This is a genomic window from Stenotrophomonas sp. SMYL11 (assembly GCF_036320005.1).
Lineage (GTDB): Bacteria > Pseudomonadota > Gammaproteobacteria > Xanthomonadales > Xanthomonadaceae > Stenotrophomonas > Stenotrophomonas maltophilia_A.
Genome location: NZ_JAWIRS010000005.1, coordinates 53165 through 78014, shown reverse-complemented (window position 1 = coordinate 78014; position 24850 = coordinate 53165). Strand labels below are relative to the sequence as shown.

At 66.0% G+C, this 24850-nt stretch carries 26 protein-coding genes and 1 tRNA gene; 20 read left to right on the top strand and 7 right to left on the bottom strand.

Annotated elements, in window-relative coordinates; genetic code table 11:
• Nucleotides 1-42 precede the first annotated feature (42 nt).
• The 7 genes from V3B46_RS10135 to V3B46_RS10105 all read left to right on the top strand — a co-directional run bounded on the left by V3B46_RS10135 (nt 43) and on the right by V3B46_RS10105 (nt 3410).
• Nucleotides 43-462, top strand: coding sequence for a hypothetical protein (locus V3B46_RS10135; protein ID WP_049401020.1), 420 nt, complete (start codon nt 43-45; stop codon nt 460-462).
• Nucleotides 455-640 (top strand): hypothetical protein, encoded by a 186-nt coding sequence (locus V3B46_RS10130; protein WP_033833481.1) that lies wholly within the window; start codon nt 455-457, stop codon nt 638-640. Before V3B46_RS10135 ends, V3B46_RS10130 begins: the two co-directional genes overlap by 8 nt.
• Before the next feature lie 82 nt (nt 641-722).
• Nucleotides 723-845, top strand: a complete 123-nt coding sequence (locus V3B46_RS10125; RefSeq protein ID WP_275043858.1) for a hypothetical protein — start codon at nt 723-725, stop codon at nt 843-845.
• Entirely contained in the window at nt 838-1305 is a 468-nt protein-coding gene (locus tag V3B46_RS10120; RefSeq protein ID WP_049401018.1) for a hypothetical protein, read from the top strand. Before V3B46_RS10125 ends, V3B46_RS10120 begins: the two co-directional genes overlap by 8 nt.
• Nucleotides 1306-1576: 271 nt before the next feature.
• On the top strand, nt 1577-1795 hold the full coding sequence (locus V3B46_RS10115) for a hypothetical protein (RefSeq protein ID WP_049401016.1): 219 nt from the start codon (nt 1577-1579) through the stop codon (nt 1793-1795).
• On the top strand, nt 1795-2982 hold the full coding sequence (locus V3B46_RS10110) for a site-specific integrase (protein ID WP_049401015.1): 1188 nt from the start codon (nt 1795-1797) through the stop codon (nt 2980-2982). The genes V3B46_RS10115 and V3B46_RS10110 overlap by 1 nt, the downstream gene beginning before the upstream one ends.
• Nucleotides 2979-3410, top strand: coding sequence for a hypothetical protein (locus tag V3B46_RS10105; RefSeq protein WP_049401014.1), 432 nt, complete (start codon nt 2979-2981; stop codon nt 3408-3410). The genes V3B46_RS10110 and V3B46_RS10105 overlap by 4 nt, the downstream gene beginning before the upstream one ends.
• Nucleotides 3411-3507: 97 nt before the next feature.
• Here V3B46_RS10105 and V3B46_RS10100 read toward each other — a convergent pair.
• The 3 genes from V3B46_RS10100 to V3B46_RS10090 all read right to left on the bottom strand — a co-directional run bounded on the left by V3B46_RS10100 (nt 3508) and on the right by V3B46_RS10090 (nt 5101).
• Nucleotides 3508-3583: transfer RNA gene (locus tag V3B46_RS10100), tRNA-Ile, on the bottom strand.
• 10 nt (nt 3584-3593) lie between these two features.
• Nucleotides 3594-4757, bottom strand: coding sequence for a tyrosine-type recombinase/integrase (locus V3B46_RS10095; protein ID WP_049431597.1), 1164 nt, complete (start codon nt 4755-4757; stop codon nt 3594-3596).
• Nucleotides 4757-5101, bottom strand: a complete 345-nt coding sequence (locus V3B46_RS10090) for an Arc family DNA-binding protein (RefSeq protein WP_329891845.1) — start codon at nt 5099-5101, stop codon at nt 4757-4759. The genes V3B46_RS10095 and V3B46_RS10090 overlap by 1 nt, the downstream gene beginning before the upstream one ends.
• Nucleotides 5102-5211: 110 nt before the next feature.
• Between V3B46_RS10090 and V3B46_RS10085 the strand changes: the two genes are divergently transcribed.
• From V3B46_RS10085 to V3B46_RS10055, 7 genes are all read left to right on the top strand, one after another.
• Nucleotides 5212-5442: a helix-turn-helix transcriptional regulator gene (locus V3B46_RS10085; RefSeq protein ID WP_049431592.1), complete on the top strand. Its 231-nt coding sequence runs from the start codon at nt 5212-5214 to the stop codon at nt 5440-5442.
• Nucleotides 5443-5518: 76 nt separating this feature from the next.
• On the top strand, nt 5519-5878 hold the full coding sequence (locus V3B46_RS10080; RefSeq protein WP_329891844.1) for a S24 family peptidase: 360 nt from the start codon (nt 5519-5521) through the stop codon (nt 5876-5878).
• 145 nt (nt 5879-6023) lie between these two features.
• Nucleotides 6024-6287, top strand: coding sequence for a hypothetical protein (locus V3B46_RS10075; protein WP_329891843.1), 264 nt, complete (start codon nt 6024-6026; stop codon nt 6285-6287).
• Nucleotides 6277-6768, top strand: coding sequence for a hypothetical protein (locus V3B46_RS10070; RefSeq protein ID WP_329891842.1), 492 nt, complete (start codon nt 6277-6279; stop codon nt 6766-6768). The genes V3B46_RS10075 and V3B46_RS10070 overlap by 11 nt, the downstream gene beginning before the upstream one ends.
• A gap of 351 nt (nt 6769-7119) precedes the next feature.
• Nucleotides 7120-7422: a hypothetical protein gene (locus V3B46_RS10065; protein WP_235642134.1), complete on the top strand. Its 303-nt coding sequence runs from the start codon at nt 7120-7122 to the stop codon at nt 7420-7422.
• Nucleotides 7423-7513: 91 nt separating this feature from the next.
• Nucleotides 7514-8779, top strand: coding sequence for a phage major capsid protein (locus tag V3B46_RS10060; RefSeq protein ID WP_329891841.1), 1266 nt, complete (start codon nt 7514-7516; stop codon nt 8777-8779).
• 268 nt (nt 8780-9047) lie between these two features.
• Nucleotides 9048-12728: a phage tail protein gene (locus tag V3B46_RS10055; protein ID WP_329891840.1), complete on the top strand. Its 3681-nt coding sequence runs from the start codon at nt 9048-9050 to the stop codon at nt 12726-12728.
• Nucleotides 12729-13266: 538 nt separating this feature from the next.
• Here V3B46_RS10055 and yjjJ read toward each other — a convergent pair.
• The 3 genes from yjjJ to dtd all read right to left on the bottom strand — a co-directional run bounded on the left by yjjJ (nt 13267) and on the right by dtd (nt 17308).
• Nucleotides 13267-14667 (bottom strand): type II toxin-antitoxin system HipA family toxin YjjJ, encoded by a 1401-nt coding sequence (gene yjjJ / locus V3B46_RS10050; protein ID WP_329891839.1) that lies wholly within the window; start codon nt 14665-14667, stop codon nt 13267-13269.
• A gap of 256 nt (nt 14668-14923) precedes the next feature.
• A complete protein-coding gene (gene rpoD, locus V3B46_RS10045) occupies nt 14924-16777 on the bottom strand; it encodes an RNA polymerase sigma factor RpoD (protein WP_154264546.1) in 1854 nt (617 codons plus the stop codon).
• Nucleotides 16778-16867: 90 nt separating this feature from the next.
• Nucleotides 16868-17308, bottom strand: a complete 441-nt coding sequence (gene dtd, locus V3B46_RS10040; RefSeq protein WP_154264547.1) for a D-aminoacyl-tRNA deacylase — start codon at nt 17306-17308, stop codon at nt 16868-16870.
• 61 nt (nt 17309-17369) lie between these two features.
• On the opposite strand from dtd, the gene V3B46_RS10035 reads away from it, so the two are divergent.
• The 4 genes from V3B46_RS10035 (at nt 17370) to V3B46_RS10020 (ending at nt 21631) form a co-directional block, all read left to right on the top strand.
• Nucleotides 17370-18290, top strand: coding sequence for a lauroyl acyltransferase (locus V3B46_RS10035; RefSeq protein WP_489686287.1), 921 nt, complete (start codon nt 17370-17372; stop codon nt 18288-18290).
• 87 nt (nt 18291-18377) lie between these two features.
• On the top strand, nt 18378-19514 hold the full coding sequence (gene ribA / locus V3B46_RS10030) for a GTP cyclohydrolase II RibA (RefSeq protein WP_329891837.1): 1137 nt from the start codon (nt 18378-18380) through the stop codon (nt 19512-19514).
• Between the two features lie 75 nt (nt 19515-19589).
• Nucleotides 19590-20090, top strand: a complete 501-nt coding sequence (locus V3B46_RS10025) for a PH domain-containing protein (RefSeq protein ID WP_329891836.1) — start codon at nt 19590-19592, stop codon at nt 20088-20090.
• Nucleotides 20087-21631 carry a PH domain-containing protein gene (locus V3B46_RS10020; protein ID WP_329891835.1) on the top strand — a complete coding sequence of 515 codons (1545 nt, stop codon included), beginning with the start codon at nt 20087-20089 and terminating at the stop codon, nt 21629-21631. The genes V3B46_RS10025 and V3B46_RS10020 overlap by 4 nt, the downstream gene beginning before the upstream one ends.
• Before the next feature lie 160 nt (nt 21632-21791).
• Here the strand turns inward: V3B46_RS10020 and V3B46_RS10015 are convergent, their stop codons facing one another.
• Nucleotides 21792-22850: a CDP-glycerol glycerophosphotransferase family protein gene (locus tag V3B46_RS10015; RefSeq protein ID WP_329891834.1), complete on the bottom strand. Its 1059-nt coding sequence runs from the start codon at nt 22848-22850 to the stop codon at nt 21792-21794.
• Here V3B46_RS10015 and V3B46_RS10010 point away from each other — a divergent pair.
• Nucleotides 22849-23667, top strand: coding sequence for a glycosyltransferase family 2 protein (locus V3B46_RS10010; protein WP_329891833.1), 819 nt, complete (start codon nt 22849-22851; stop codon nt 23665-23667). The two genes, V3B46_RS10015 and V3B46_RS10010, sit on opposite strands and share 2 nt — an antisense overlap.
• Nucleotides 23668-23710: 43 nt before the next feature.
• A complete protein-coding gene (locus tag V3B46_RS10005) occupies nt 23711-24832 on the top strand; it encodes a glycosyltransferase family 4 protein (RefSeq protein WP_329891832.1) in 1122 nt (373 codons plus the stop codon).
• Nucleotides 24833-24850 lie beyond the last annotated feature (18 nt).

The window sequence follows — 24850 nt, the reverse complement described above, 5'->3', positions numbered from 1 at the left end:
CCAACCCCAAGGCCATCCACCAACGAAGTTCAGGAGAGAACCATGCAACAGATGACAGGCCAAGCCATGACCACCCTCGCAAAGTCGCTGGATTCCAGCACCGGACCCGGAGCGGAGGCTACCACGGGTGTGCAGAACTGTGGAAATGTTCCACACACCCCCGACAGCAGCGCAACGATCACCATTCACGTAACCCACAACAAGGTGATCGCCACCGTTGAATTGTGTATGGGGACACCGAAGACCGCGCAGTGTGTCTTCGAGCGTCGGCGTGGAAGCGAAACCGGCTGGGTCCACACCAAGGGAGCCAGGTTCAGCGACATAACGGACTGGATTTCGCCGGAGCTGGCAAGGCTAGCCAACGCCATCCCCCTCCCGCATGAGGTTGCAAACATGCTGCCAGGGCGTCGTGCGAGCGCCGAAGCGGTCAACCTGGCCGCACAGGAGGTGGCCAATGGCTGATTTCGTCGCCCTGCTGGCCATGTGCGTGCTTCTGCCGGTCGCCGGCGCCACCATGCTCAAGATGTGGCAGACACGCCCGCCTCGGCGCCGTCATAGCGGCTTGGCCGTGGGCCAGATCCCGCAGCCGCTGCGCCGCCGTGCCCCCATGGCCGTGCGCCGGGGGGTGGCCCATGCTTGAACGGATGATCCGTGACCCCGGCAGGCACTGCCCCGACTGCGGCCAGACGGGCGTCCTCGACTTCACGAACGTTCCCGCCTCGGTGCGTACCTACACCCGTGAAGACGGCAACTACTCGGACCACAACGGCCCCTCCCGCGACTACGAGTGCCGCGACTGTGGCGCCTCATTCACGCTCACCGGCTGGGAGGATTCCCGTGGTTGATATCGACACTGCCCGCCGGTTCCTCGCCGCTGAGTTCGAGAGCGCCGGCCTGCCTCACGCCGCCGGCAGCATCCTCGCAGGCATCAGCCCATACGGCCAGGGCGCGTACATCGCAGCCATTGCTGCAGCGCTGACTGCGGCCGCACCCGGCCCTGCCTTTGCACGCAGGCTCATCGAGTCCGGCGCAGAGAACTACATCGGCGAGGTATTCGATACTGAGCGCGGAGACATTGAGGTAGTCGCCAGATACGTGTCAGGCCTGACGCCCGCTGACAAGCTTGCTCAGTTGGAAGCCGCCTGCGCCCTGCAGGCTGACCCGTTCGGATGGTGGATGGAAGACGCCAACGGCGTCGGCTACTTCAGCCGAAGGATGCAACCGGCCGCGCTGTACGCGTACCGCACGACGCCCGGCTACTCCGCGACGGCACTTTTTGCACGCAAGGGCCTGGAGGCTGCATGACACAGGTTCAGAAGACGCCGCCTCGCGTACTTTTCACTTGCCCGGATCGCCACCCTGTGCGGTACATCCATGACCTGCGCCGCGAGAGTGCAGGCGGTGGCCATTTCATCGAATGCCGTTGCAGCACCACCGCGAAGCACCCGTCGTTCGACCTAGCTTGGGCGCACTGGCACAAGCAACACGGGCTGCAGCCGACAGCCGCGGCGGTGGAGGAACCCTTGCCGAGCAACGTGTTACAGATGAAATTGTTCGCCGCAGGGAGAGCTTGAGCATGGCGCAGATCCTGCACTTCACAGACCTGCAGCGGATCTGCACTCCCGACGGCCCTCCCCCAAGGGCCGTCACAGTCCGCCGCTGGGCAGACAGGGAAGGCATCCGTTACAAGTACGACCGCCAAGGCGGGATCTGGACGACCCTCGACGCGGTGAACGCGGCGCTGGGGTTGATCGATCCGCAGCACGAAGACGTAAGGGAAGAGGACAACATCTGATGGCACGCGGCAGAAAGAGGAAGTTCAACCCCGACATTCCGGGGCACATCGAGCAGGACGCGCTGCCGCAAGGGATCTACTGGCACGACAACAGGTGGTACGTGCTTGAGGATCACGCGGAGGGCGGCCGTCGCGTCAAGCGCACGGTCGCCCACGCGACTGCGCGATTGTCGGAGCTACATGCCATCGTGGAATCACTGGCCACCGGCCAGCAACGCGGGACAGTTCGCTATCTGTTCGATCGATTCCACGAATCCAGCGAGTTCAAGGAACTCTCACTGGACACCCAGGACGACTACAAGCGATACGCCGATAGCCTGGCCAACTACGTGCGCAAATGCGGAACCCCGTTTGGGCGCATGCAGGTGGACAGGATCACCACACCGGTTGTGCAGCGGCTGGTGGAGGTATTCGCCAGGGGACGACCGGCCACTAAGACCCAGCCCGCACTGCCGGCGTTCCCCAGCAAAGCCAACCACCAGTTCCGCTACCTGCGCCGCACCTTGGCGTGGGGAGTCCGGCACGGCTACTGCAAGAGCAACCCAGCACAAGGCGTCAGACAGGCGAAGGAAGCACGCGAGCACAAGATGCCTACCCCAGACGCCTTCGCGAAGGTGCTCGCCTTCGCCCGTGAGCGTGGTGCTCGGCGCCCACATACGAAAGGAAGCTGCCCTGCCTACATCGCCCCCGCGATGGTGTTGGCCTTCAGTGCGCGCCTGCGCGGCATCGAAGTCTGCACCCTCACCGACGCCCACCGACTCGACCAAGGCGTGCACGGCGAACGTAGGAAAGGATCGCGCGCGTCGGTCACGGAATGGAACGAAGAGATGATCGAGGCATGGGAGGCCCTGGTAGCGCGACGTAGTGCGATCTGGAACCGCAAAGGCCGCAACTTCCCTGTGCCTATCAGGCCGGAGCAGCGATTCCTTCTGGTTGAGCAGACGGGCAACCCCATCGCGCGATCATCTATGTCAAGCGCGTGGCAACGCTTCATTCGCATGGCGATGAGCGAGGGGGTAATCGCGGAAGAAGAGCGGTTCTCGATGCACGGCCTCAAGCACCGAGGCATTACCGACACCGAGGGGAACCGTGGCGACAAGCAGGACGCGGCCGGGCACAAATCGCCCACCACTACGGGCCGCTACGATCACGACGTGCCAGTCGTGAAGCCACCGCGCAAGCGGTGAATCGTAAACTCGGCTGGTCAACCGACCACATCACAACCGTTGAGGCCTTCTTGAACAGTTTTGCTGACACTATTGCGAAAGCAAAGATTGCTCGGAAAATCGAGCTTTGCTTCATCGTCGTTCTGTGCGTTGCAGCGATCATTGCCCCCCTGGCTGCGCTAATCATTCCGCTGCGGCCAGCATCGGAGTCACTGCCGGGGTGGTTCCAGCGCAGCGGTGCTGTTACCTCGGTGTTCGCGGTGCTTGCACAGTTCCGCATAAGCGCCTTTTACGAGCGAATCAGGGGTGGCACGTTCGCGGAATCATGGCAGCTGTTCCACTTCTTCATCGGACACTATCGGTTGGTGTCGACAGCCGTCGCGGCGGTGACAGTGGTGGGCGCCATCATTTGGGGATATGGCGATTTGGTGCTTCGGGCGTTCGCGTAGCTACCGTGGAACACTGATGCGATGCTGAATTTTCCCGGCTATTTTCCCGCCGGCACAAAAAAGGCACTTGGGCGGAAGCCTAAGTGCCTGTTTTTTATGGTGGGCCCACCAGGATTCGAACCTGGAACCAAGGGATTATGAGTCCCCTGCTCTAACCGTTGAGCTATAGGCCCTGCAAGGGTTTCAGGCGGTTTTGCGCGGTCGCCGTTGTAATTTCGGTGTAATCGCGTCGCCGGAAAGCTGTTTCTGTAGGGCCGCCATAGCGTCCTGCATCGAAGCCGCGTGAGTGTACCTTTCGGCCATAGCTCTTGTCTTCCAGCCGCCCATTGCTTGGATGGTGGCCGCATCGAGCCCAGCATGTGCAGCGTTCGTCGCCGCGGTGTGCCGCATCGTGTGCGGGGTCACATGCTTGGCGATGCCCGCGCGCTGCACGCACCGACCGAACACGGCGTTCATCTGATAGGCCCGGCCGCTGCCCGCGCGCTGCGACGGGAATAGGTAGGCCTCAGCCTCCATTCCCTTGATGACCTTGCCAAGGTACTGCGCCAGCACCTGCGGCATGGGCTGCTCGCGCCGGCCAGCCTTGTCCTTGCCGATCCACAGAATCCTACGCTGCACGTCCACGTCGCCAGCCCGCAGGTTGAGCGCTGCGCTGTGCCGCAGGCCGGTGTAGAGCGTCACCATCACAAACCGATGCGCCAATGGCGACACGTCCTCCTGAGCGGCCAGCAGCAGCCGTTGCGACTCTTCCGGGGTCAGGTACACCAGCTTGCCCTGCGGCTCGCGCTGGCGGGCCAGCAGCGGCGCAGCGTTCAGGATCTTCCGGCGCCGCATCGTGTTGAGCATGTGCAGCAGCGCAGAGCGCTCACGGTTGATCGTGCCCGGGCTGGCGCCCTCGCCCTTCCGGGTGGCCACGTAGGCGAGCCAGTCATCATCGGTCAGCCTGGCCACCGGCCGGCGCCCGAGGTGGGGCTTGATGTGATCGCGGAACCGCCGCTCCTTGGTGTCGATGTCCTTGCCGTCATGCCGGCGCAGATAGTCCAGGTAATCGTCAGCCGCCTGCGCGACCGTCTGCGAGGCGTTGCCCTTGCTCCCCTGCACCCCGTGGGACGCGCTGCGCTTGGCGGCCTTGAGCGCGGCCACCACGTCCTCCGCTTGCGTACGGGTGTACCCCTCCGACTCCAAGCCCACCACCTGGTGATGCCGGCGCCTTGCCACCATCACGTTGACCGACCAGCGCCCATCGCCGTTCGCGGTGCGGGTGTAGGTGATCCCATGTTCGCTGATCGACTGGCCGGGCTTCAGCGCGCGCTGTGCCGACCTGGTGAGCTTGGTGAAGGCAGTCACTACTTCGCCTTCTTACTGGCATCCAACTCTTCATTTGTTTCCGCCAGGCGCAACTCCAGCAGGGCCCTGAGCGTCTCGAGGTCTTCCATGCTTTTTTGCACCCTCTCCATGCCCTCCTGCACTTGTCGCGCATTGCGGTCGACTTGCTGCTGATAGGCCACAAGCTTGGCGGCAATGTCCGTCACCGCGCCCCCGCTTTCTTCAGCGCCCGATGCGTACGCCTCGTTCAACCGGAAAACGATCTCTGCCGACAACGAGCGACCCGCGCGCTCAGCCTCCGCCTCAATCCTCTGCATGAGGTCGACGGGAAGGCGCAACTTGAATTGGTGATATTCGGCTGTCATGGGCCAATGATGGACCAAAATTGTCCTTGACTACAACGGACAACGGTGGTCCACTGCGCGAGAGGGACAAATATGGTCCCTCTATGGACCAATCCAACATGAGGCAACCAATGATCGCGAAAGACGCAGCAACCAGCGCGCCAGCACCAAGGCTCAGTGCCACTGAGGCCGCCGACTGGCTGGGATTGAGCAAAAGCACGCTCGACAAGATGCGCTGCGAAGGAAGGGGCCCGCGCTACCTGCGCGTGGGCAAGCGTTGCTTCTACCGGCCTGCCGACCTGGACGCCTACCTGGAGGCCGCAGTTGTGGAGACGGCGGACAGCCGTGCGCTGCCCCGCTGAAAGAGAAACGGCCCACCCGGTTGCAGCCGGAGTGAGCCGTGAAAGCCATCGGACCCTTGCGAGGAACGACTTGACCATGAGCCACATCGTACACCAACCACCCCTGCCCGCAATCGGGCAAACACCCGGCGCGCATTCAGACTTTTCCGACACCGCGCGCTGGGACACCGTCGCGCTGACCGACAGCCAGAACGCCCCGCGCTACGTGCCGGGCGACGTGCTGGTGATCGACCTGGAGGTAACGGAATTCCGGGGCGATGCCCTGTATGCCGTGGAGATCAACGGCGAGGCACTGATCCGCTACGTGCAGGTGCGCCCTGCCGGCCTGTACGTCTACGCGCTGTCGGGCATCTACGAGGGGCACACGATCCCGCGCGCTGCGCTGCGGGTCTTGGGCCTTGTCACCTACGCCAACACGCTGCGGAGGGTCGGATGAACGCCGTCATCATCCCCTTCCCTGCACACCGCATCGTGCGGACTCCGCCGCTGTCCGCACTGTCTGAGGCTCGCCTACAGGCACTCGCCGAACGCCTGGCAGCTGCCATCGATCGCGCCCCACCCCGCCGACAGGAGCGCGCGCCATGAGCCGCCGTCCTGCGGTTGAACCCATCGCATGCGACTGCTGCGGCAAGCCGCTGCTGCCGGTGTTCGGCACGTTCCATCGCGTGGAGCGGGAGTTCGGGTGGGCATCCCTCCCCTACGTGCTGTGCGGTGACTGCGCCCTGCAGCATAGAGGCAACCCATCTGATGCCCGCGTGCGCGAATGGATCATGACGCGGGCGGCGCGCGCTGGGGCGGACTGGTTGCGCGCGGTCACCAACGTGGTCACGCCTCATGGCAGCTGAGAGGAATCGCCGCAAGATCACTGGCCGGCAGTCGAGCGACACGTTCGTTCGGCTGCCCCACTCGATGATGCGGCATCCGGCCTTCTTCGCTCTCAGCGGGGCGGCAATGAAGATGCTCCTGTTCTTGGCCGCGCAGTACAACGGGCGCAACAACGGCGACCTCAGCGCCACAAAGGCGATGGTAGAAGGCGCTGGCGTGTGTGCTGCGAGTAAGAGCAAGGAGCTGCTGGCCCAGCTGGAGGAGGCGGGGTTCATCGTGCAGACGCGACACGGCATCAAGAAGCAATGCCATCTGTACGCGCTCACCTGGGTAGGTATTGATCGCTGCCCCGGCAAGAACCTGGAGATCGCTGCGGGCCCTCCACGCAACGACTGGCGCAAAACGCATCTTCAACACCCCTCAAGGGTGCAAACAGAATCGCAATCTCAACACCCCTCAGGGGACCACGTAACACCCCTGAGGGGTGCAAAAGCAGCATGAGCCAGTCGATAAACACCCCTGAGGGGTGCAAATACAGGCAAATCGCCCGCTTTTTACACCCCTCAGGGGCCCCCCTTATAGATATCTACCAAGCGGGAGCGCAGCGGACGCTTGGCGCTGTTGCTCCTGCGCTGTTGATTCACCCGCTCTCCGCCTCACTGCACCACCGAGCGAAGGGGAATGGGGCGCACCCCATGCGCCCGCTGCACCCGATGCACCACGTTCACCAGTGCACGACGTTCACCACCACGGCCGGGGGAGGGAAAAGTTTCCGCCCCTCTCGCTGCGACACGCGCGCCCCCCTTTCTTCGCGCATCCACAGTTGGCCGGACGACCCCAAAGGAGGAACCATTGAAGCCGCATAGCCTACGGGCACAAGGCCTGGACGCACTCATCGCCACAATGGATGGGCGCGCAGATTCGACCGCAACGCTGCTACGCCAGCAGGCAGAGAATCACGGAATGTGGATCAGCGCTGATGGGCGCGTTGGCGAGGCTGATTTGGCCAAGCTGATTGGCATTGCGCCTGGCACGCTGGCGAACAAGCGCAGGGAAGGCACAGCACCGGAGAGCTACGCGCTCGGCGGCGGCAAGCACAAGATCACCTATAGGCTGATCGATGCCGCGCGCTGGCTTGAGGCGCACAGGCAATAGATTCGGCCACACAACTCCACGCAACCCCACGATAACTGATGGTTGCGACTGAGCCTGAAAAAGACACTGGACTCCTACACAGGAGCCCAGCATGACCAAGCCAACCAAGATCGCACGCGGCATCCAGGCCGTACGTGCAGAGGCCGAGCCGACCGACGTGGCCGGCATTGTCCTCAAGCTCACCGATGCCTTCGCCCAGTTCAAGGCCAAGCACACCGCAGACGTGGACGCTGTGCGCCAGCAGGTGGACGAGAACACCACTGCGCTGGCCGCGTGGCAAATGAACGGCCGCAGCGACAACGATTCTCCGGAGGCTGACCTGGACGGCGGCGGCATCAAGGTGCTGCGCACTCCGGCAGAATTCCGGGCGTACTACGCCAGCCGCCGCGACGACGCTGACAAGCCGCGCGCTGTCGAAACCACGTTGACCGACTTCATGCGCGGCGTGGCCGGTATGAGCAGCACCGAGGCCGTGATGGCTTCGCTCGCAGTCGGCACCGACAGCGCAGGCGGCTACGCTGTCCCGGACGTGGTGATGCCGGGCATTCTGTCCGCGCTGGTCCCGGCGTCCTCGCTGCTGCAGGCGGGTGCGGGCATCGTGCCGATGGGCTACGGCGCCAAGTCGGTGTCCACCGCGGCGATCGACACTCTGCCCACTGCCAACTGGCGCAATGAGCTGGGCAACATCGGCGAGAGCCAGCCCACCCTGCGCTCGGTGCAGTCCACCCCGCGCAGCCTGGCCTGCATCGTGCGCGTGTCGCGCGAGCTGCTGGCCGATGGCTCGGACGTGGATCGCGCGCTGCGCCAGGTGATCGCGCAGGCGTTCGCCAAGGAACTGGACCGGGTTGGCCTGCTGGGCTCGGGCACCGCGCCGGAGCCGCGCGGCCTGCGCAATACGGCGGGCATCAACACCGTGTCGCTGGGCGCCAATGGCGCGGCCCTGGGCAGCTACCGTCCGCTGCTGAATGCCTATGGCTCGATCATCGACGTGAACGCCCCGGCGCCGACTGCCGCAATCATGGCCACCCGCACGCTGATGGACTTCGAGGGACTGACCGACACCACCGGCCAGCCGCTCCAGCGCCCGCGCCTGATCGACGGCATGTCCTTCGTGCCGACCAGCCAGCTCCCGACCGACGTAGAAGCTGGCACGGCCACCGACGCCAGCGAAATCTTCGTTGGCAACTTCAGCGGCCTGTACTTCCTGATGCGCGAAGCGCTGTCGATCCAGCTGCTGCGCGAGGCGTACGCCAAGACGGGCGAGATCGGCTTCCTGTGCCACGTCCGTGCCGATGTGGTCATCAACTACCCGCAGCAGTTCACCGTCATCACTGGCGTGCGACCGGCTGCGGACTGAGTGAGGGTGGGCCTGCAGGTTCACAGGCCAGGACCAGCCGGCGGTGTCCGCAACAACACCGGCAGGGCGCGGCGGAACTCTTAGCCCGCTGAGCGCCCCCGACAAGGCCCGCAAGGGCCTTCGTCGGTCCAGGGGGAGGCGAAAGGTTCAAACCCCTTCGGATCTAGACCGCGCCCCCCCGCACGCGTGGAAAAAAAACCTGCTGAAAAAACAATTCAGCAAATGGAAATCAGCAAATAAACCCTTGCGGCAGTAGGAGATTGCCCGAATGTCCCTCTATACCCTCACCGTCGACCTGCTGATGAAGTCGGGCTCTTTTGAAAAGGGCATGACCCGGGCCGAGCATGTTGCTGGTCAAAAGGCCACGCAGATCCAAGCCTCCATGACGCGCATCGCGACCGTTGCGGGCGCGGCGCTGGGCACTGCTGCCGCTGCTGCTGGCACGGCCGTGTTCACCTGGACCAAGCAGGTTGGGCAGCTGGCCGTGGAGTACGACCGCCTGGGCAAGCTCTCCGGAACCACTTCGCAGGACTTCCAGCGCATGGCCGCAGGCGCCCGCACAGTGGGTATCAGCCAGGAAAAGCTGGCCGATATCTTCAAGGACGTGCAGGAGAAGATCGGCGACTACGCCCAAACGGGCGGCGGCGAGATGAAAGACTTCTTCGACAACATCGCCAAGGGCAGCGGCCTCACCGTCGAGAGCTTCCGCAGGCTGTCCGGCCCCGACGCCCTGGGCCTGTACTTCAAGAGTCTGGAAAAGGCGAACCTCTCGCAGTCGGAGCTGACCAGCTACATGGAGGCCATTGCCAGCGATTCGGCGATGCTGATCCCGCTGCTGCGCAACAACAGCGCCGAGTTCAACCGCATGGGCAACGCGGCGGAGGCCGCAGGCAGCATCATCGACGTGCAGCTGACGCAGGCAATGCTGGGCATGCGTGATGTGACCAACCGGGCGGAGCTGTCCCTGCAAGGCATGAAGGTGCAGGTGGTATCGGGCATCATGCCTGCCCTGCAGGACTTCACCGACCAGCTTGACGCGGTGGCAGTCAACGGCAACTTCGCGAAGGAAGCGGCCGACGCTCTCTCCGGTGCCATCCGGGGCGTCACCGACGCGGTGCGGGACGGCGGCGCCGTCGTGGACTTCTTCGACCGCATCCGGGGCGGCCTGGTGGGTGTCGAGAAGCAAGGCCATGCCGCGTTCAAGCTGGCGACCGGTCAATACGCGTTCGGCGGTGGCGGCTGGGAGGGCTTCAAGAACGAGTACGCACAAGGCACGGCCTATGCCGACAACGGCTGGAAGGCGATGCAGCCCAAGACCACCAGGCGGCCCGGCGTCACTGTGCTGGAGGGATCGGAGCGCATGCCCGAATGGGCGTTGTTGCCAGCCACGCCGGACGCCTACGAGCAACGCAAGCCAACGAGCAAGGGCAGCGCAGCGAAGACCGGGAACGCGGCGTACGACCGTCAGGCCGAGCTGCTGCGCCGTTACACCGCAGAGGCGGACATGGCTGCTGCCACGATGGCCGGCCCGCTGGCCGAGGCCGAGCAGAAGCACAAGCAGCGCCTGACCGAACTGAACAAGGAGCTGGCCGCCGGCAACATCACGCGCGCTGCCTTCAACATGCTGGAGAAGGAATCAGCGGCGCAGCTGGCGGCCACCACCGCCGAGCTGGACAAGCGCAAGCGGGCGCCGCAGGCGCTGCTGGACACCATGAGCGGCGAACTCGACATGCTGCGCCTCATCGGGCCTGCACGGGAGCGCGCACGCCGGGAGATGCAGAACCAGCGGGACATGCAGGAGGCCATCAACGAGGCGAACGCGGCCGGCGCGGGCATCACCGCCGACCTCAGCGCCTCGCTCATGGCGCAGGCGCGCGCTGCGGCTCAGGCCAGCATCGACGCGGATAAGTACGCCGCCAGCCTGCAGCAGTGGGCCGACGTGGGTACTTACCTGGTCAGCGACACCGCCGACGCTATGGCCAACTTCGTCGCGGGCGGCCTGCGCGATTGGTCGGGCATGTGGGATGACATGAAGGACGTGGCCAAGCAGGGGCTGCGCGATATTGCGCGCCAGCTGCTGGAGCAAAAGCTGGTGATCCCGATTCAAACCCGCATCCTAGACAGCATCAACGGGTTCGGCAGCGGCAACGGAATGAGCCTCAACAGCGTCCTGGGCGTGCTGGGCGGCAACGGCTCGGCGGCGGGCGGCCAGAACGCGGGCACGGTGGCCGGCCTGCTGTCGAAGGGCCAAGGCCTGTTCGGTTTCGGCCGCTCGGCGGGCGCTGCGTCAGGGACGCTCACGGGCTTCGGTGACGTGACCAGCATGGCCGGGATGACCGGCTCCAACTTCTCGGGCCTGATCGGCGGCGGCAGTGCCGGCGCCAGTGCCGGGGCCGGCGCGGCAAGCTCCGCCGCGGCGGCGGTGCCGATCATCGGCTGGATCGTGGCGGGCATGATGAAGAACGCCCAACTGTTCGACCAAGGCTGGAACATCTCCAACGGTGAGAGCTGGGCGGGCAAGATCGCGACGGCCGGCGCTGTCGGCCTGGCCGATAAAGCCTTCCGGGGGATCGGCTTCAACGACAAGGTTGCTTCGATCCTGTCCGGCTCCAGCATCCACGCCAAGCTGTTCGGGCGCCAGGCGCCCAAGGTCACCGGTCAGGGCATCACCGGCAGTTACGGTTTCGGCGGCTTCGACGGTCAGAGCTACGCCGATATCAAGGCCAAGGGCGGCCTGTTCCGCAGCGACAAGAAGTGGACGCAGTTCGGCGCACTGGATCCGGGCATCGATCGCACGTTCGACATGGCGGCGCGGCAGGTGCGGGGCGCCAGCACGGACCTGGCCAAGCAGCTGGGCGTGGACCTTTCGCAGCAGCTGGCGGGGGTAAAGGTGTCGCTGGGCAAGCTGACCCTATCCGCAGACTCGGCCGAGGCGAAGGAGCAGCTGGCCGCCTACCTGGGCGACATGACCGACCGGCTGTTCACTGAGGCGGTGAAGGCTGCAGGGTTCGGTGGTCAGCTGGATGGCTACTTCGAGGCATCGGACGTGTTCAACGCGCTCAGCGCATCGATCGCACTGGCCGTGGGCAACGCCGACGAGCTGGGCCGGGCACTCAACGGGCTGGAGATCGACAAGGTGAACAAGGCGGTGGACTACTTCCAGGACCTGGCCGGCGTTGCCGGTACGGACCTGGCCACGCAGATCAGCAAGGTGTCGGGCCTGCTGGGCAACTACTCGACCCTGATGGCCGACGTGTCCACGCAGCTGCTCACGGGCGACCTGACCGCCTACCAGCAGCAGGCACTGAGCATCGAGCGCACCTACCGCCAACAGGTGAAGTCGGCCAACGACTACGCAAAGGCGCTGGGCCTGTCCGGCGCGCGCGCTGAGGACCTGGCCAAGATCGAGGCACTGCGCGCCACCAACATGGGCAAGCTGCAAGCGCAGATCGACAAGGACAGGAAAGCCATTAGCTACGGGCTATCTGTCAGCGACCTGTCGCCTCTGACCGATCAGGAGAAACTGCAGAAGACCATGCAGGAGCTGGAGCGGGCTGTGTCGGGTGGCGACAGCAGCGCGGCGCAGGCGGCCGCACAGGCGGCGCTGGGCTTCGGTCGGAACCTCTACGCCAGCGGCCAGGACTACAACAGCCTCTACGGGAAGGTGACGGGCCTGATCGACGGCATGAAGGTGGGCGACCTCGACAAGGGCGGCGTCGGCATGGGCGAGCTGGCCGACACCATCGAGGCGCTGCCGGACAACTTCGCGCGCGCTGTGTTCGACCTGGTGGTGGACAACAAGGCGCAGGCCGCGACCACGGCGGCGGTGCAGCAGAGCAATGCCCTGCTCGCGCAGGTGGTGGATCGGTTGGACCGGCTCGAGGCCGTCACGACGCAGGGCGTACGGGCATCCGGCAGCAGCGCACTGCGGGCATCGCTCAATCGGTAAATCACCGGAAAGAGGGTGATTTAAAGGTGGGGTCCACGCACTTTTGCACACACTCCCCAAAAGTGGGGAGTGCAGGACAGAGCGCAATTTTGAGCTTTTCTTTGAAATCAGCCACTTGCCAACAAACCTCAAAATTGAGGTTTGCAGAAATCACGCCATTGAGCGTGCTTTAAGGGATCGGCCATCTGCGATTTGAAATCGCATAACCCCAAAGGCGACCCCACGACCGGTGTAATTCCGGTGTAACTGTGTCGGAAAATCCGGCGTATCCGGTGCTATCGGCTGAAACAGCGATGCACCGGATACGCCTGAAAAAGGCTGATTTCTGAGGGGAACGGAGAGATCCAGCGACACCACGAAACGGGGTTGGGATGGATTATGAGTCCCCTGCTCTAACCGTTGAGCTATAGGCCCGGCGCAGCGTCACAGTGTAGTGGAGCCTGCGCTCAGCCGGCTACCCGCCGGCGCCAGGACACACTGAAAAACCCTCAGCCATTGCTGTGCAACGTCAAGCGCCCAGGCTTGCGCAACAGCTGGCTCACCCAAACCGCGCGCCCATCTCCCGCACCCGCTCGGCGTTCGCCCCCGCCAATGACCGCATTGCCGGCGACTGGATCCGCCCGTCAACAGCCACGCACTGCCAGAATGCTTCAGCCACCGGTGCCGCCCAGCGCAGATGCTGCAGATCACCACTGCCCAGCGGCGCGACCGGCGACAGCGGCTCGTCCGCGCGCAACACGCCCAGCTTTGACGGCGCCAGCGACATCGGCAGCATGTCGTAGACCGGCGCCAACGGCAGCGGGCCGCGATCAATGAAGTAAAAGGCGATGTTGCCGTGGTGCATGTCGCTGTTGCCGATCAGCCGCCCGAACGCGTGGCGTCGGCCCATCGCCTGCACGGTGTCGGCCGTCAGCCAGCCTTGATCACGCAGTTCGGCGCCTGCAACCGGCCACGCCGGGGTGACCTCGCCGGTGAACGCAGACGATAGCGACAGCAGCGAGACCAGGCCTCGCCGCCCCAGCAGATCGGGCGTGCGGTCGAAGCGCTCGATTTCCAGGAAGGTGTGCGTGGGCGACTGCAGCAGTTCGCTGGACGCCGCGGCTTGTCCGGACTCGCGCAGGGCCTCAAGCGCCAGATGTTCGCAGACCAGCAGATCGCTCCAGCGCTGGGCGGCGGCGCCTTCATCGGGCTGCGCGAACTTGACCAGGACCGAGCGGCGCCTGCCGTAGGCCTCTACGGTGGCGGTGAACTTGGGTTGCTCGCCCCCCGGCGAGGAGCCCACGTCCTCTCCGTCCAGCGCAGCACGCGCACGCTCGCGATACTGTGCAAGACGATCGTCGGCCGCAACCCGATCGATCGGCACCTGCAACGTCTCCATCGCCGCCTCCACGGCGGCGGTACCGAGCAGCAGATCGCCCGCTTCAGTCCCGCCGGCGGTTACCAGGGCCATCAAGACATCGTCCGGTTGCCAGCCCTTGAGGTCCTTTGGCAGGCCGAGCGCCTGCGCACGGCCATGGGCGAAGCTGCGACCAAGAAATCCCTGCGGTCGCAGGTCATCCAGGTACCACGGCAAGTCAGGAAAGAAGGCGGCGACGTCACCTTCGGGCGCGCGTCGCAGGTTCGGGCAGTCAGGCCCGGCATCGACGTGGAAGCCGCCTCCTACCAGCGCAATTACCCGCCCCAGCTCCTCCAGCGTCGCATCTTCGCGCAGCCGGTACAGCGGCCATTCGCTGCCGGCCCGGGTGGGCCGCCGCAGCGCATAGGCGGTTGCCCGGGTGCTGCCCATGCGCACCACCTGCGGGCCACTGGCGGCCACAAGCCGGCTGAGCGCCATCCGGTCCACCCCCAGACGCGCGGCCAGCGCCGCGGCAGGTAGCGGCTGGCCGGGGGCCAGCTGGGCGATCAGATCCAGTACCTGTGGGCGTTGAGCACGTGGCATATGCATTACGTAATACGAAATTTGTTACGTAATTAGCATCAAAAAATCGGGACCGCAAGCTCGTCGTACACCTATGCGCTTGAAAATAATGGACATCTTCACGAAGAGCTAGTTTCGACGCGGGTATTTGTTACATTGTTTGTTACGTAATTATAAGTCTCAGCCGAGCACAGCCTCGGCTTTACAGGAATGTGGTGGGCAAAGAAAAACCCCGCCGAAGCGGGGTTTCTCTCAACGCTTCAACAGCCGCCAGATATCAATCGATATCCAGGAAGCTGCGCAGCTGCTCCGAGCGGCTCGGGTGACGCAGCTTGCGCAGGGCCTTCGCTTCGATCTGGCGGATGCGCTCGCGGGTCACGTCGAACTGCTTGCCGACTTCCTCAAGGGTGTGGTCGGTGTTCATGTCGATGCCGAAGCGCATGCGCAGCACCTTGGCTTCCCTCGGGGTGAGGCCGGCCAGCACGTCGCGCACGGTTTCAGACAGATTGATGTTGGTGGTGTTCTCGATCGGGGACTCCACGTTGGTGTCCTCGATGAAGTCGCCCAGATGGGAATCCTCGTCGTCGCCGATCGGGGTTTCCATCGAGATCGGCTCCTTGGCGATCTTCATCACCTTGCGGATCTTGTCTTCCGGCATGTCCATTTCCTTGGCCAGCTCCTCCGGCGTAGCCTCGCGGCCGTACTGCTGGAGCATCTGGCGGGAAATGCGGTTCAACTTGTTGATCGTCTCGATCATGTGCACCGGAATACGGATGGTGCGCGCCTGGTCGGCGATCGAGCGGGTGATCGCCTGGCGGATCCACCAGGTGGCGTAGGTCGAGAACTTGTAACCGCGGCGGTACTCGAACTTGTCCACGGCCTTCATCAGGCCGATGTTGCCTTCCTGGATCAGGTCGAGGAACTGCAGGCCGCGGTTGGTGTACTTCTTGGCGATCGAGATCACCAGGCGCAGGTTGGCCTCGACCATTTCCTTCTTGGCCTTGCGCGCCTTGGCTTCACCGTAGGCCATGGCACGGCTGATTTCCTTCAGCTCTTCCAGGTCCAGCTGGGTCAGCTTCTCGATGTCGATCGTCGCCTGCTGTTCGGCGATGATCTGGTCCTTCACTTCGCGCAGGGCCGAAGACCACTTCTGCTTGCGCTTCAGTGCGTCTTCCACCCACTCCAGGTTGGTCTGGTTGCCTTCCCAGGAACGGATGAAGTCCTTGCGCGGCATGCGGGCGGTGACGGTCGCCAGATTCAGCACGCGGCGCTCATGGGCCTTGATCGACGCCATGGTGTCGCGCAGCTGCTTGGTCAGCACGTCGGTCAGCGGCAGCGGCAGCTTCAGGGTGACGAACACCGCCGACATCTCTTCGCGCAGGCGCGGAAGGTTCTTCTTGTCGCCCTTGGTGGCGGCCTTCTTGAAGGCGTTGAAGGCATCGCTCAGCGCCTGCATGCGCGCAGCGACTTCCTCCGGGTCCGGACCGGTCGGTGCGGCTTCTTCCTCGCCACCCTCGACATCATCGTCCTCGTCCTCGTCGCCCTCGGCGTCCGCATCACTGCTGTCATCGGCAGCGGCCGGCGGCGGTGCCGGCTCTTCGTCGGCCAGGTCGTTGAAGCCGACGATCACTTCGGCCAGGCGCTTCTTGCCTTCCTTGTGGGCTTCGTAATCGGTCAGCAGCGACTCGACCGAAACCGGGAACTGGCCCAGAGCAGCCTGGACCTGCGAAAGGCCTTCCTCGATGCGCTTAGCGATGGCGATTTCGCCTTCGCGGGTCAGCAGCTCGACGGTGCCCATTTCGCGCATGTACATGCGCACCGGGTCGGTGGTACGGCCACCTTCGGTGTCTAGCGCGCTCAGCGCGGCGGCGGCTTCTTCGGCCGCGGTGTCATCGACTTCGCGGTTGCCGGTGTTGCCGTCGTTGAGAAGCAGGGTTTCCACATCCGGCGCAACTTCATGGACATCGATGCCCATGCCGTTGATCATGCCGATGATGTCTTCGATCTGTTCCGGGTCGACCATGTCGTCCGGCAGATGGTCATTGACTTCGGCGTAGGTCAGGTAGCCCTGTTCCAGGCCCTTGCTGATCAGTTGCTTGATTTCGGATTGGGCAGGACGTTCGTTGGCCATGTAGTGCTCGCGCCACCGGCTAGGGAGAAATAGGGAACGTAGCATTATACCAGCCCGGGGCCCGGCCTGCCGGGCGGTGGTCCCGGCGGCCTAGGGCCTGAGAAGGAAGGTCACGGGACCGTCATTGACCAGGCTGACGACCATATGGGCACCAAATCGGCCCGTTTCCACCCCTGGCGCGTGATTTTCACGACAGATCCCGACAAATCGATTGAACCCGCGTTCAGCCTCGTCCGGCGATGCGGCGCTGGTGAAGCTGGGCCGCATGCCCGAACGGGTATCGGCCGCGAGGGTGAACTGGCTGACCAGCAGCAGGCCGCCGCCGGTGTCGCGCAGCGAGCGGTTCATCTTCCCGGCCTCGTCGGCGAACACCCGGTAGCCCAGCAGTCGCTCGGCCATGCGGCGCAGCTGGGCCTCGGTATCGCCCGGCTCCATGCCCACCAGCGCCAGCAGGCCCGGGCCGATCTGCCCCACCGCCTCATCATCGACATGGACGGCGGCCTGGCTGACACGTTGGATCAGGACGAGCATCTGCGGGCTTCCAATGAATGGGCCGGCCACGATAGCAGCGCCCTTGGCTAAACTGGCGCCGATGAATCCGCAACGCAAAGCCCGGCTGGTCTACCGCGCCACCACCCTGTTCGCCCGCCTGCCCTGGCCGCTGCTGCGGGGATTCGCGCGCGCCCTGGCGTGGGCGTGGATCAATCTCAACGCCCGCGAGAGCCGCGTCACCCGACGCAACCTGGAGCTGGCCTACCCGGACCTGGACCGCGCCACGCGCGACCGCCTGCATCGGGAGCTGCTGCGCTCCACCGCCCTGCAGGCCATCGAGACCCTGCGCCTGTGGAGCCAGGCGCCGGCGGACAACCTGCGCCTGCACCTGAAGCAGCGCCACGGCGAGGCCCTGTACGACGCCGCCCTGGCCAGCGGCAAGGGCGTGATCGTGGCGGCGCCGCACTTCGGCAACTGGGAGCTGCTGAACCAGTGGCTGGCCTCGCGCGGGCAGATCGCCATCGTCTACAAGCCACCGGAGGACGAGGCCAGCGATGCCTTCCTGCAGCTGGTGCGGGGCGGCCAGAACGTACAGCAGGTGCGCGCTGAAGGCCCGGCCGTGCGCCAGCTGTTCAAGGTGCTCAAGGACGGCGGTGCCACCGGCATCCTGCCCGACCAGCAGCCCAAGGCCGGCGATGGTGTGTTCGTGCCGTTCTTCGGCGTGCAGGCGCTGACCATGACCCTGGTCAACCGGCTGGCCGAGCGCACCGGCGCCACCGTGCTGTATGGCTGGTGCGAGCGTATCGGCCCGGACATGGAATTCGCCCTGCACATCGAACCAACCGACCCCGCCGTGGCCGACCCGGACCCGCAGGTGGCCGCCACCGCGCTCAATGCCGGCATCGAGCGCATTGCGCGCCGCGATCCGGCGCAGTACCAGTGGACCTACAAGCGCTATACGCTGCGGCCACCGGGCAGCGGCGAGGAAGACCCTTACGCGACCGAAGAGCATCCGCACTGAAGGCCGCCGCACCCAGGCCCATCCGGCCCCTGCGACCGGCGGCCGCACCACGTTGAATACGACGCCGGCGCCCCCATAGAGACTGCGATGTCCGACTCCCCCGGTCCTGCCATGTCTGCTGCTTCCTCCCTGTTCGGCGATCCGGCCGCGATCCGCTGCGAGCGCGCGGTGGCCGAACTGCGCGCCGGTCGCCCGGTGCTGCTCCACGATGGCCAGGGCCAGCGCCTGGCGGTGATCGCGCTGGACAGCGCCACGGCCAGCAGCTTCGCTGCCTTCGCCAATGCCGCCCGCGAGCGGCATTACCTGTTCCTGACCGCCACCCGCGCCCGCGTGCTTGGCGTGGAGGCCCCGCAAGGTGCGCGCCTGCCGCTGGCCGGTGTTGCCTTCGATGCCCTGCCCTCGTTGGGCTACCTGCGTGAACCGGGCCCGATGCCGGACGGCTGGAGCGCCGGTGACGCCTTCGATGCAGGCGCGGTGGAACTGGCCCGCCTCGGCCTGTTGCTGCCGGCGATGGTGGCGGTGCGCCTGGATGCCGATGACCGCACCTTCGATGGTGCCGCCGAGGTGGCCCTGTGCGATCTGGCCGAAGGCGCGGCCCATGCGGCCCACGATTACGAACTGGTGGCGCGTTCGCCGGTACCGCTGCGCGATGTCGGCATGACCACCTTCGCGGTGTTCCGCGGTGGCGTGGCCCAGCGCGACCAGGTGGCGATCATCGTCGGTGAGCCGGACCTGTCGGCCGTGGTGCCGGTGCGCGTGCACTCCTCGTGCCTGACCGGTGACCTGTTCGGCTCGCTCAAGTGCGACTGCGGCGACCAGCTGCGGCGCGGCCTGCGCAAGCTGAAGGAACTGGGCGGCGGCGTGCTGCTGTACCTGGACCAGGAAGGACGCGGCACCGGCATCGCCGCCAAGATGCGTGCCTACGGCTACCAGCATGACGGCCTGGACACCATCGATGCCGATGCACAGCTGGGCTTCGGCGCCGACGAACGGCGCTACGGCAGCGCGGTGGCGATGCTGCGCGGCCTGGGCATTTCGCGCGTGGCCCTGCTCAGCAACAACCCGACCAAGGCGCAGCGCCTGCGCAATGCCGGGATCGAAGTGCTGGACTGCATTCCGGTCACCGGCGAGATCACCGCCGAGAACGAACACTACCTGCGTACCAAGGCCGATCGTGCCGGCCACATGCTGGATGTGGACGCGCTGATCCAGGCTGCCCAGTAACGCAGCCGACCTGCTACCGTCTGCGCGGTGCGGCCACGGCCGCCACCGCCCGCCCTGCCACCTGACGGAGCCCGCGTGACCGACGTTCCCCTTACTGCTCCGACCACCGATGCCTGGCAGTCGCTGCCGCGCCGCGCCGCGCGGCTGGCCGCACTGGAAGGTGCCTTCGGCGGCCTGTTTGTGCCGGGCCTGCCGCTGGCTGCTGCATGGTGGTTCTTCGATCTACCCGGCGGCCTGTGGACGGCCGCCCTCGGGCTGCTGATCGGCATCGTCTTCGGCGCCTGGCTCGGCCGCCGACGCTTGACCCGCACCCGTTGGCGGCTGGACGCACAGGGCCTGGGCCTGCGCCGTGACCTGATGTGGCAGCTGGAAACCCGCATTCCCCTGTCGCGCGTGCAGCACCTGGACCTGCGCCGCGGACCACTGGAACGCCGCGCTGGGCTGGCCACGCTGATCGTGCACACCGCCGGCACCCGCATGAGCGCGGTCACCGTGAGCGGCCTGGACGAGGCGGATGCCGAGCGCCTGCGCGATACCCTGTCCCACCAGCTCGACCAGGACGCCGACGCCCTGTGAGCCTGCCACCGCCTCTGCCTGCAGCGCTGCCCACTGGTGGCGAGGACCACCGCCTGCATCCGTGGTCGTGGCTGTTCGTGCTGTTGATGCAGCTGCGCCATTACTTCCTGCCGCTGGTCGCGCTGCTGGTGTTCGGCCAGCGCGGCGACCGCGACCCGATGTGGGCGCAGCTGATCCCACTGTCGGCGATCGCAGCGCTGGTGCTGGTGTCGGTGCTGCAGTACCTCAGCTACCGCTACCGCATCGGCAGCGATGCGATCACCGTGCGTAGTGGCCTGCTGGCACGCAACCGCCGCGAGATCCCGTTCGCCCGCATCCACAACGTGGAAGTGCGACAGAACCCGCTGCACCGCCTGTTTGGTGTGGCCGAGCTGCGCCTGGAATCGGCCGGCGGCGTGCGCCCGGAAGCGGAGATGCGGGTGCTGAAGTTGGACCAGGCGCTGGCGCTGGAACGGCTGGTCCGCCAACGCGGGCAGGCGCCGCAGGCCGCCGGCATCGCCGAGCCCGACCAGGTTGCCAGCACCGCCACTGAGAACGAGCAGGTACTGCTGCGCCTGTCGAGCTGGGACGTGGTACGCATGGGCCTGCTCTCCAACCGCGGCTGGGCGCTGGCGATCGCCGCGTTCGGCGTGCTGTTCCAGACCGTGCCACGGCCGGTGATGGACGATGCTCTCCAGCGCGGTGGACGCGAAGCCTTCGGCTACGCCAGCCATCTGCACCCCGGCGTGACCGGCGCGTTTCTGCTGCTGGCTGCCGCGCTGCTGCTGGGCTGGCTGGCGCTGCGCGTGCTGTCGGTGGTGCTGACGCTGCTGCGCTACCACGGTTTCACCCTCAGCGAGCAGGACCGACGCCTGACCGTGTCGGCCGGCCTGCTCAGCCGCACCCGCAGCAGCGTGGCGCGCCGGCGCATCCAGGCCTGGACGCTGCGCGAAGGTACTTTGCAGCGCTGGTTCGGGCTGCGCCAGCTGCGCATCGACAGTGCCGCCGGTGGCCCTGCGCGCGATGAGGACCGCGCCCTGCGCGAGCTCGCGCCGCTGGCGTCCAGTACACGTTGTGAGCAGCTGGTGCAGCACCTGCTCCCGCAGCTGCAGTGGCCTCCGCTGCAATGGCAGTCCATTCCGCAGCGCGGCTGGTGGCGGCTGTGCCTGGGCGCACTGGTGCTGGTGCCGCTGCTGGCTGCGGCCGCGTACTGGCGCTGGGGCCCATGGGGCCTGCTGGTGCTGGCGTGGCTGCCAGTGGCGCTGCTGGTCGCGCACCGGCAGATGGCACGCATGGGCTGGTACCTGGACGAACACTATGTCGCGGTGCGCGGCGGCTGGTGGAAGCGCTGGTGGCGCTGGGCCGAGCTGGACAAGGTGCAGGGCCTGCGCCTGCAACGCTCGCCGCTGGACAAACTGCTGGGCACCAGCAGCCTGCAGCTGGATACCGCCGGCGCGCATGGTGATGTGGCGCTGACGCTGCATCATCTGCCGCAGGCACAGGCCCAACAGGTGATGGATCAACTGGCCGCGGCGCTGGCGCGGCGCAAGCTGCGCTGGTGACGCCAGGCGCGTGGCCGCCCCAAGGTAGAGTCGACTGTTAGTCGACTGTCGCGCGCAGCGCGGGGTTTTCCGCGGCCGATGGAAGTGCAGTCGACTAACAGTCGACTCTACCCAGTCGGCGCTACCCGGTGGGCGCCACCCGGTAGACCTGTCGCCCCCGTCAACGCTGCGACGGGCCCCAATACCCCAGGTCCTTGCGGATCTGCAGGTCGCGCAACCAGCTGCCGAACGGCTTGCGCCGCAGCGCCCCCATTTCACCGGACAGGAAATCCTCGGTGGCCGTGATCACGCGCTCGCTGGACAGGCCGTCGCGGTAGGGGTGGATGGCGTCGGCGTAGCGCACGATCTCCGCCTGCAACGCTGCATCCGGGTGCAGCGCGCGCTGCAGCATCGCCTGCAGCTGCGCAGGATCATCGAAGTCGATCATGTGCGGCTTGGGCACGCGGTTGCGGAAGGTCACCACCGGCTTGTGCTGGACGATGAACTCCGAAACGATCGACGAGGTATCCGACACCAGCACATCGGCGGCGCGCTGCGCGGCCATCACCTGCTCCGGCTCGATGAAGCGGGCATTGGCACCGGCCAGCGCGCGGTAGCGTTCGAACAGTTCCGGTGGGCACTTCGGGTGCAGGGTCAGCAGCCAGTAGTGGTCACCGGCGGCGATATCAGCGGCGATCTGCGCATGCAGGTGCGGGGCCGCGCTGAGCCGCTCGGTGAAGGTGGAACCGAACAGGATCACCGGGCGGTCGCCGGCCGGTGCGCGCAGCGCGGAACTCTCGCCTCCGTCATCGCGGAACAGCGGGTCCAGCTTCGGCCAGCCGGTCTCGGCCACGGCGAAGTGACCCTGCAGGCTGGCGATCTCACGGAACGGTGCGGTGGTGGCCGGCCCCTGCGTGCAGTACAGGTCGAACATGCCGCGCACCCGGAAGTGGCCGCGCGCACTGTCCCGTTTCTCCACGTTGAAGCCATGGAACAGCTGCACCTTGGCCCCGGCGAGGAAGGTCGGCACCCAGTTGGCCGCGCTGAACACCGCCCGCGGACGCATTGCCAGGGCCTGCTTCAGGCCCACGTTGGGCACCCCCGGCAGGCTGCTGCCGGCCGCGCCGTCCCTGAACCAGGCCGCCACCTCCTGCCCGGACGCGTGCAAGGCCTGCGCCAACGGGGCGAGAATAGGCAGCGCATAGCGCTCCGTCGCAAACAACAGGTACCCGGCCATCATGTCCTCCACGACCGCTCCCATCGAACGGCCTCGCATCTCGGCGTGCATTATCGCGTTCAACGAGGCCGGGCGCATCGGCGACTGCCTGGCCTCGCTGGCCTTCTGCGATGAGATCGTGGTGGTGGACTCGCAGTCCACCGATGCCACCGTAGCCATCGCCGAGGCCGCCGGTGCCCGCGTGCTGCAGCGCCGGTTCGAGGGCTTCCGCAGCCAGAAGGCGTTCTGCGTCGAGCAGGCCAGCCACGACTGGGTGCTGTGCCTGGACGCCGACGAGCGCATCAGCCCCGAGCTGCGCACGGCCATCGAGCAGGCCCGCGACGGTGGCTTCGCCGGCCACGCCGGCTACCGCTTCGCCCGCCTGTCGGAGTATTTCGGCAAGTTCCTGCGCCATGGCAATGCCTACCCGGACCGGGTGATGCGCCTGTTCGACCGCCGCCGGGGCGGCTGGCGCGGCAAGCGCGAGATCCACGAGGCGGCCAGTGTCGACGGCAGTGTGGGCCCCCTGCGCGGCGACCTGATCCACTATCCGTACCGGTCATTGCAGCAGCAGCTGGCCAAGACCGAGAAGTACGCGCGGATGATGGCCGAGCACGAGTTCGCACGCGGCAAGCGGGCCACGCTGGGCAAGCTGGTGCTGGCGCCGGCCTGGCGGTTCTGGCGCGGCTTCCTGTTCCGTGGCGGCTTCCGCGACGGCTGGCACGGCCTGGTCTACGCCTACGTCCGCGCCAACTACGTGCGGCAGAAGACCATCATGCTGTGGATGCTGGGCAATGGACAGGCAGTGGCCGACCCGGCGCCTTCCGCGGACCGGCCTTGACCACGCTGTGTCACACTGCGTGGGCGTTGCCTGAAGACCCCCCATGAAAATCCTGTACACCAACTTCCACTACGGCGACGGTGGCGGCCACACCACGTACATCGTCTCGCTGGCGCGTGCGCTGCACGGCCAGCACACGCTCCACGTCGCCGCACCGGCCGACAGCCGCCTGCTGCGGACCATGGCCGATGAAGGCATTGCCCGCACACTGCCGATTGCGTTCGGCAGCGGCCTGCCAACGCTGCCCCGGCAGCTGGCCGAACAGCGCGCGCTGCGCAGGCTGGTCCACGATGAAGGCATCGACCTGATCCATGTCAACGGTGCACGCGACCACCGCTTCGTGATGCAGGGGCTGCTGGGCATGCGCCGCCCGCCGATCGTACTGACCAAGCACAACAGCAAACCCACCAATACCTTTGGCAATGCGCTGCGCGCACGCTGGGCCACTGATCGGCTGATCGCGGTCTCGGCCGACACCAAGCGCCTGCTGGAACAAGGCCCGTACCGTCGCTGCCCGATCGACGTGGTCCGCAATGGCGTTGACCTGGAGCGCTACTCACCGCAGCCGGCCGGCACGGGCAGCGCGCTGCGCCAGCAGTGGACGCAGGATCCACAGGCGCTGGTGCTGGTCAGCAATGCCGGCACCGACGATTACAAGGGCTGGATCGACCTGGCCCGGGCCATCGCACGGCTGCCCGATGCGGTGCGTCCGCATGTGCACATGGCCGTGGCCGGCCACCTGCCCAGCGCGCAGCAGCGCGAACAGGTGCAGGCGCTGGGCGAGGTGGCCGCACAGGTGCACTTCACCGGCCTGCTGTCCGATACCCGCGTCCTGATCGCGGCCGGCGATGCTGGCTTCGTACTGTCCCATGACGTCGAGACGATCTCCTTCGCCTGCCGCGAGATGATGGCCAGCGCCAAGCCGATGCTGGTCAGCGACTACGCAGGCCTGCCGGAGAACATCGAACAAGGCGTCGATGGCTGGGTGGTTGCCACACGCGACATCGACGCCATCGCCGCCCAGGTACAGGCGCTGTACGCACAGCGCGATGCACTGCCGGAACAGGGCCGCGCAGCACGCCGCCATGCACAGCGGGAGTTCGGCCTGCAGACATTCGCCGACGCCACGCTGGCCAGCTATCACGCCGCCCTGGCCAGCACCTGAGCCACGCTCCCCGAACGC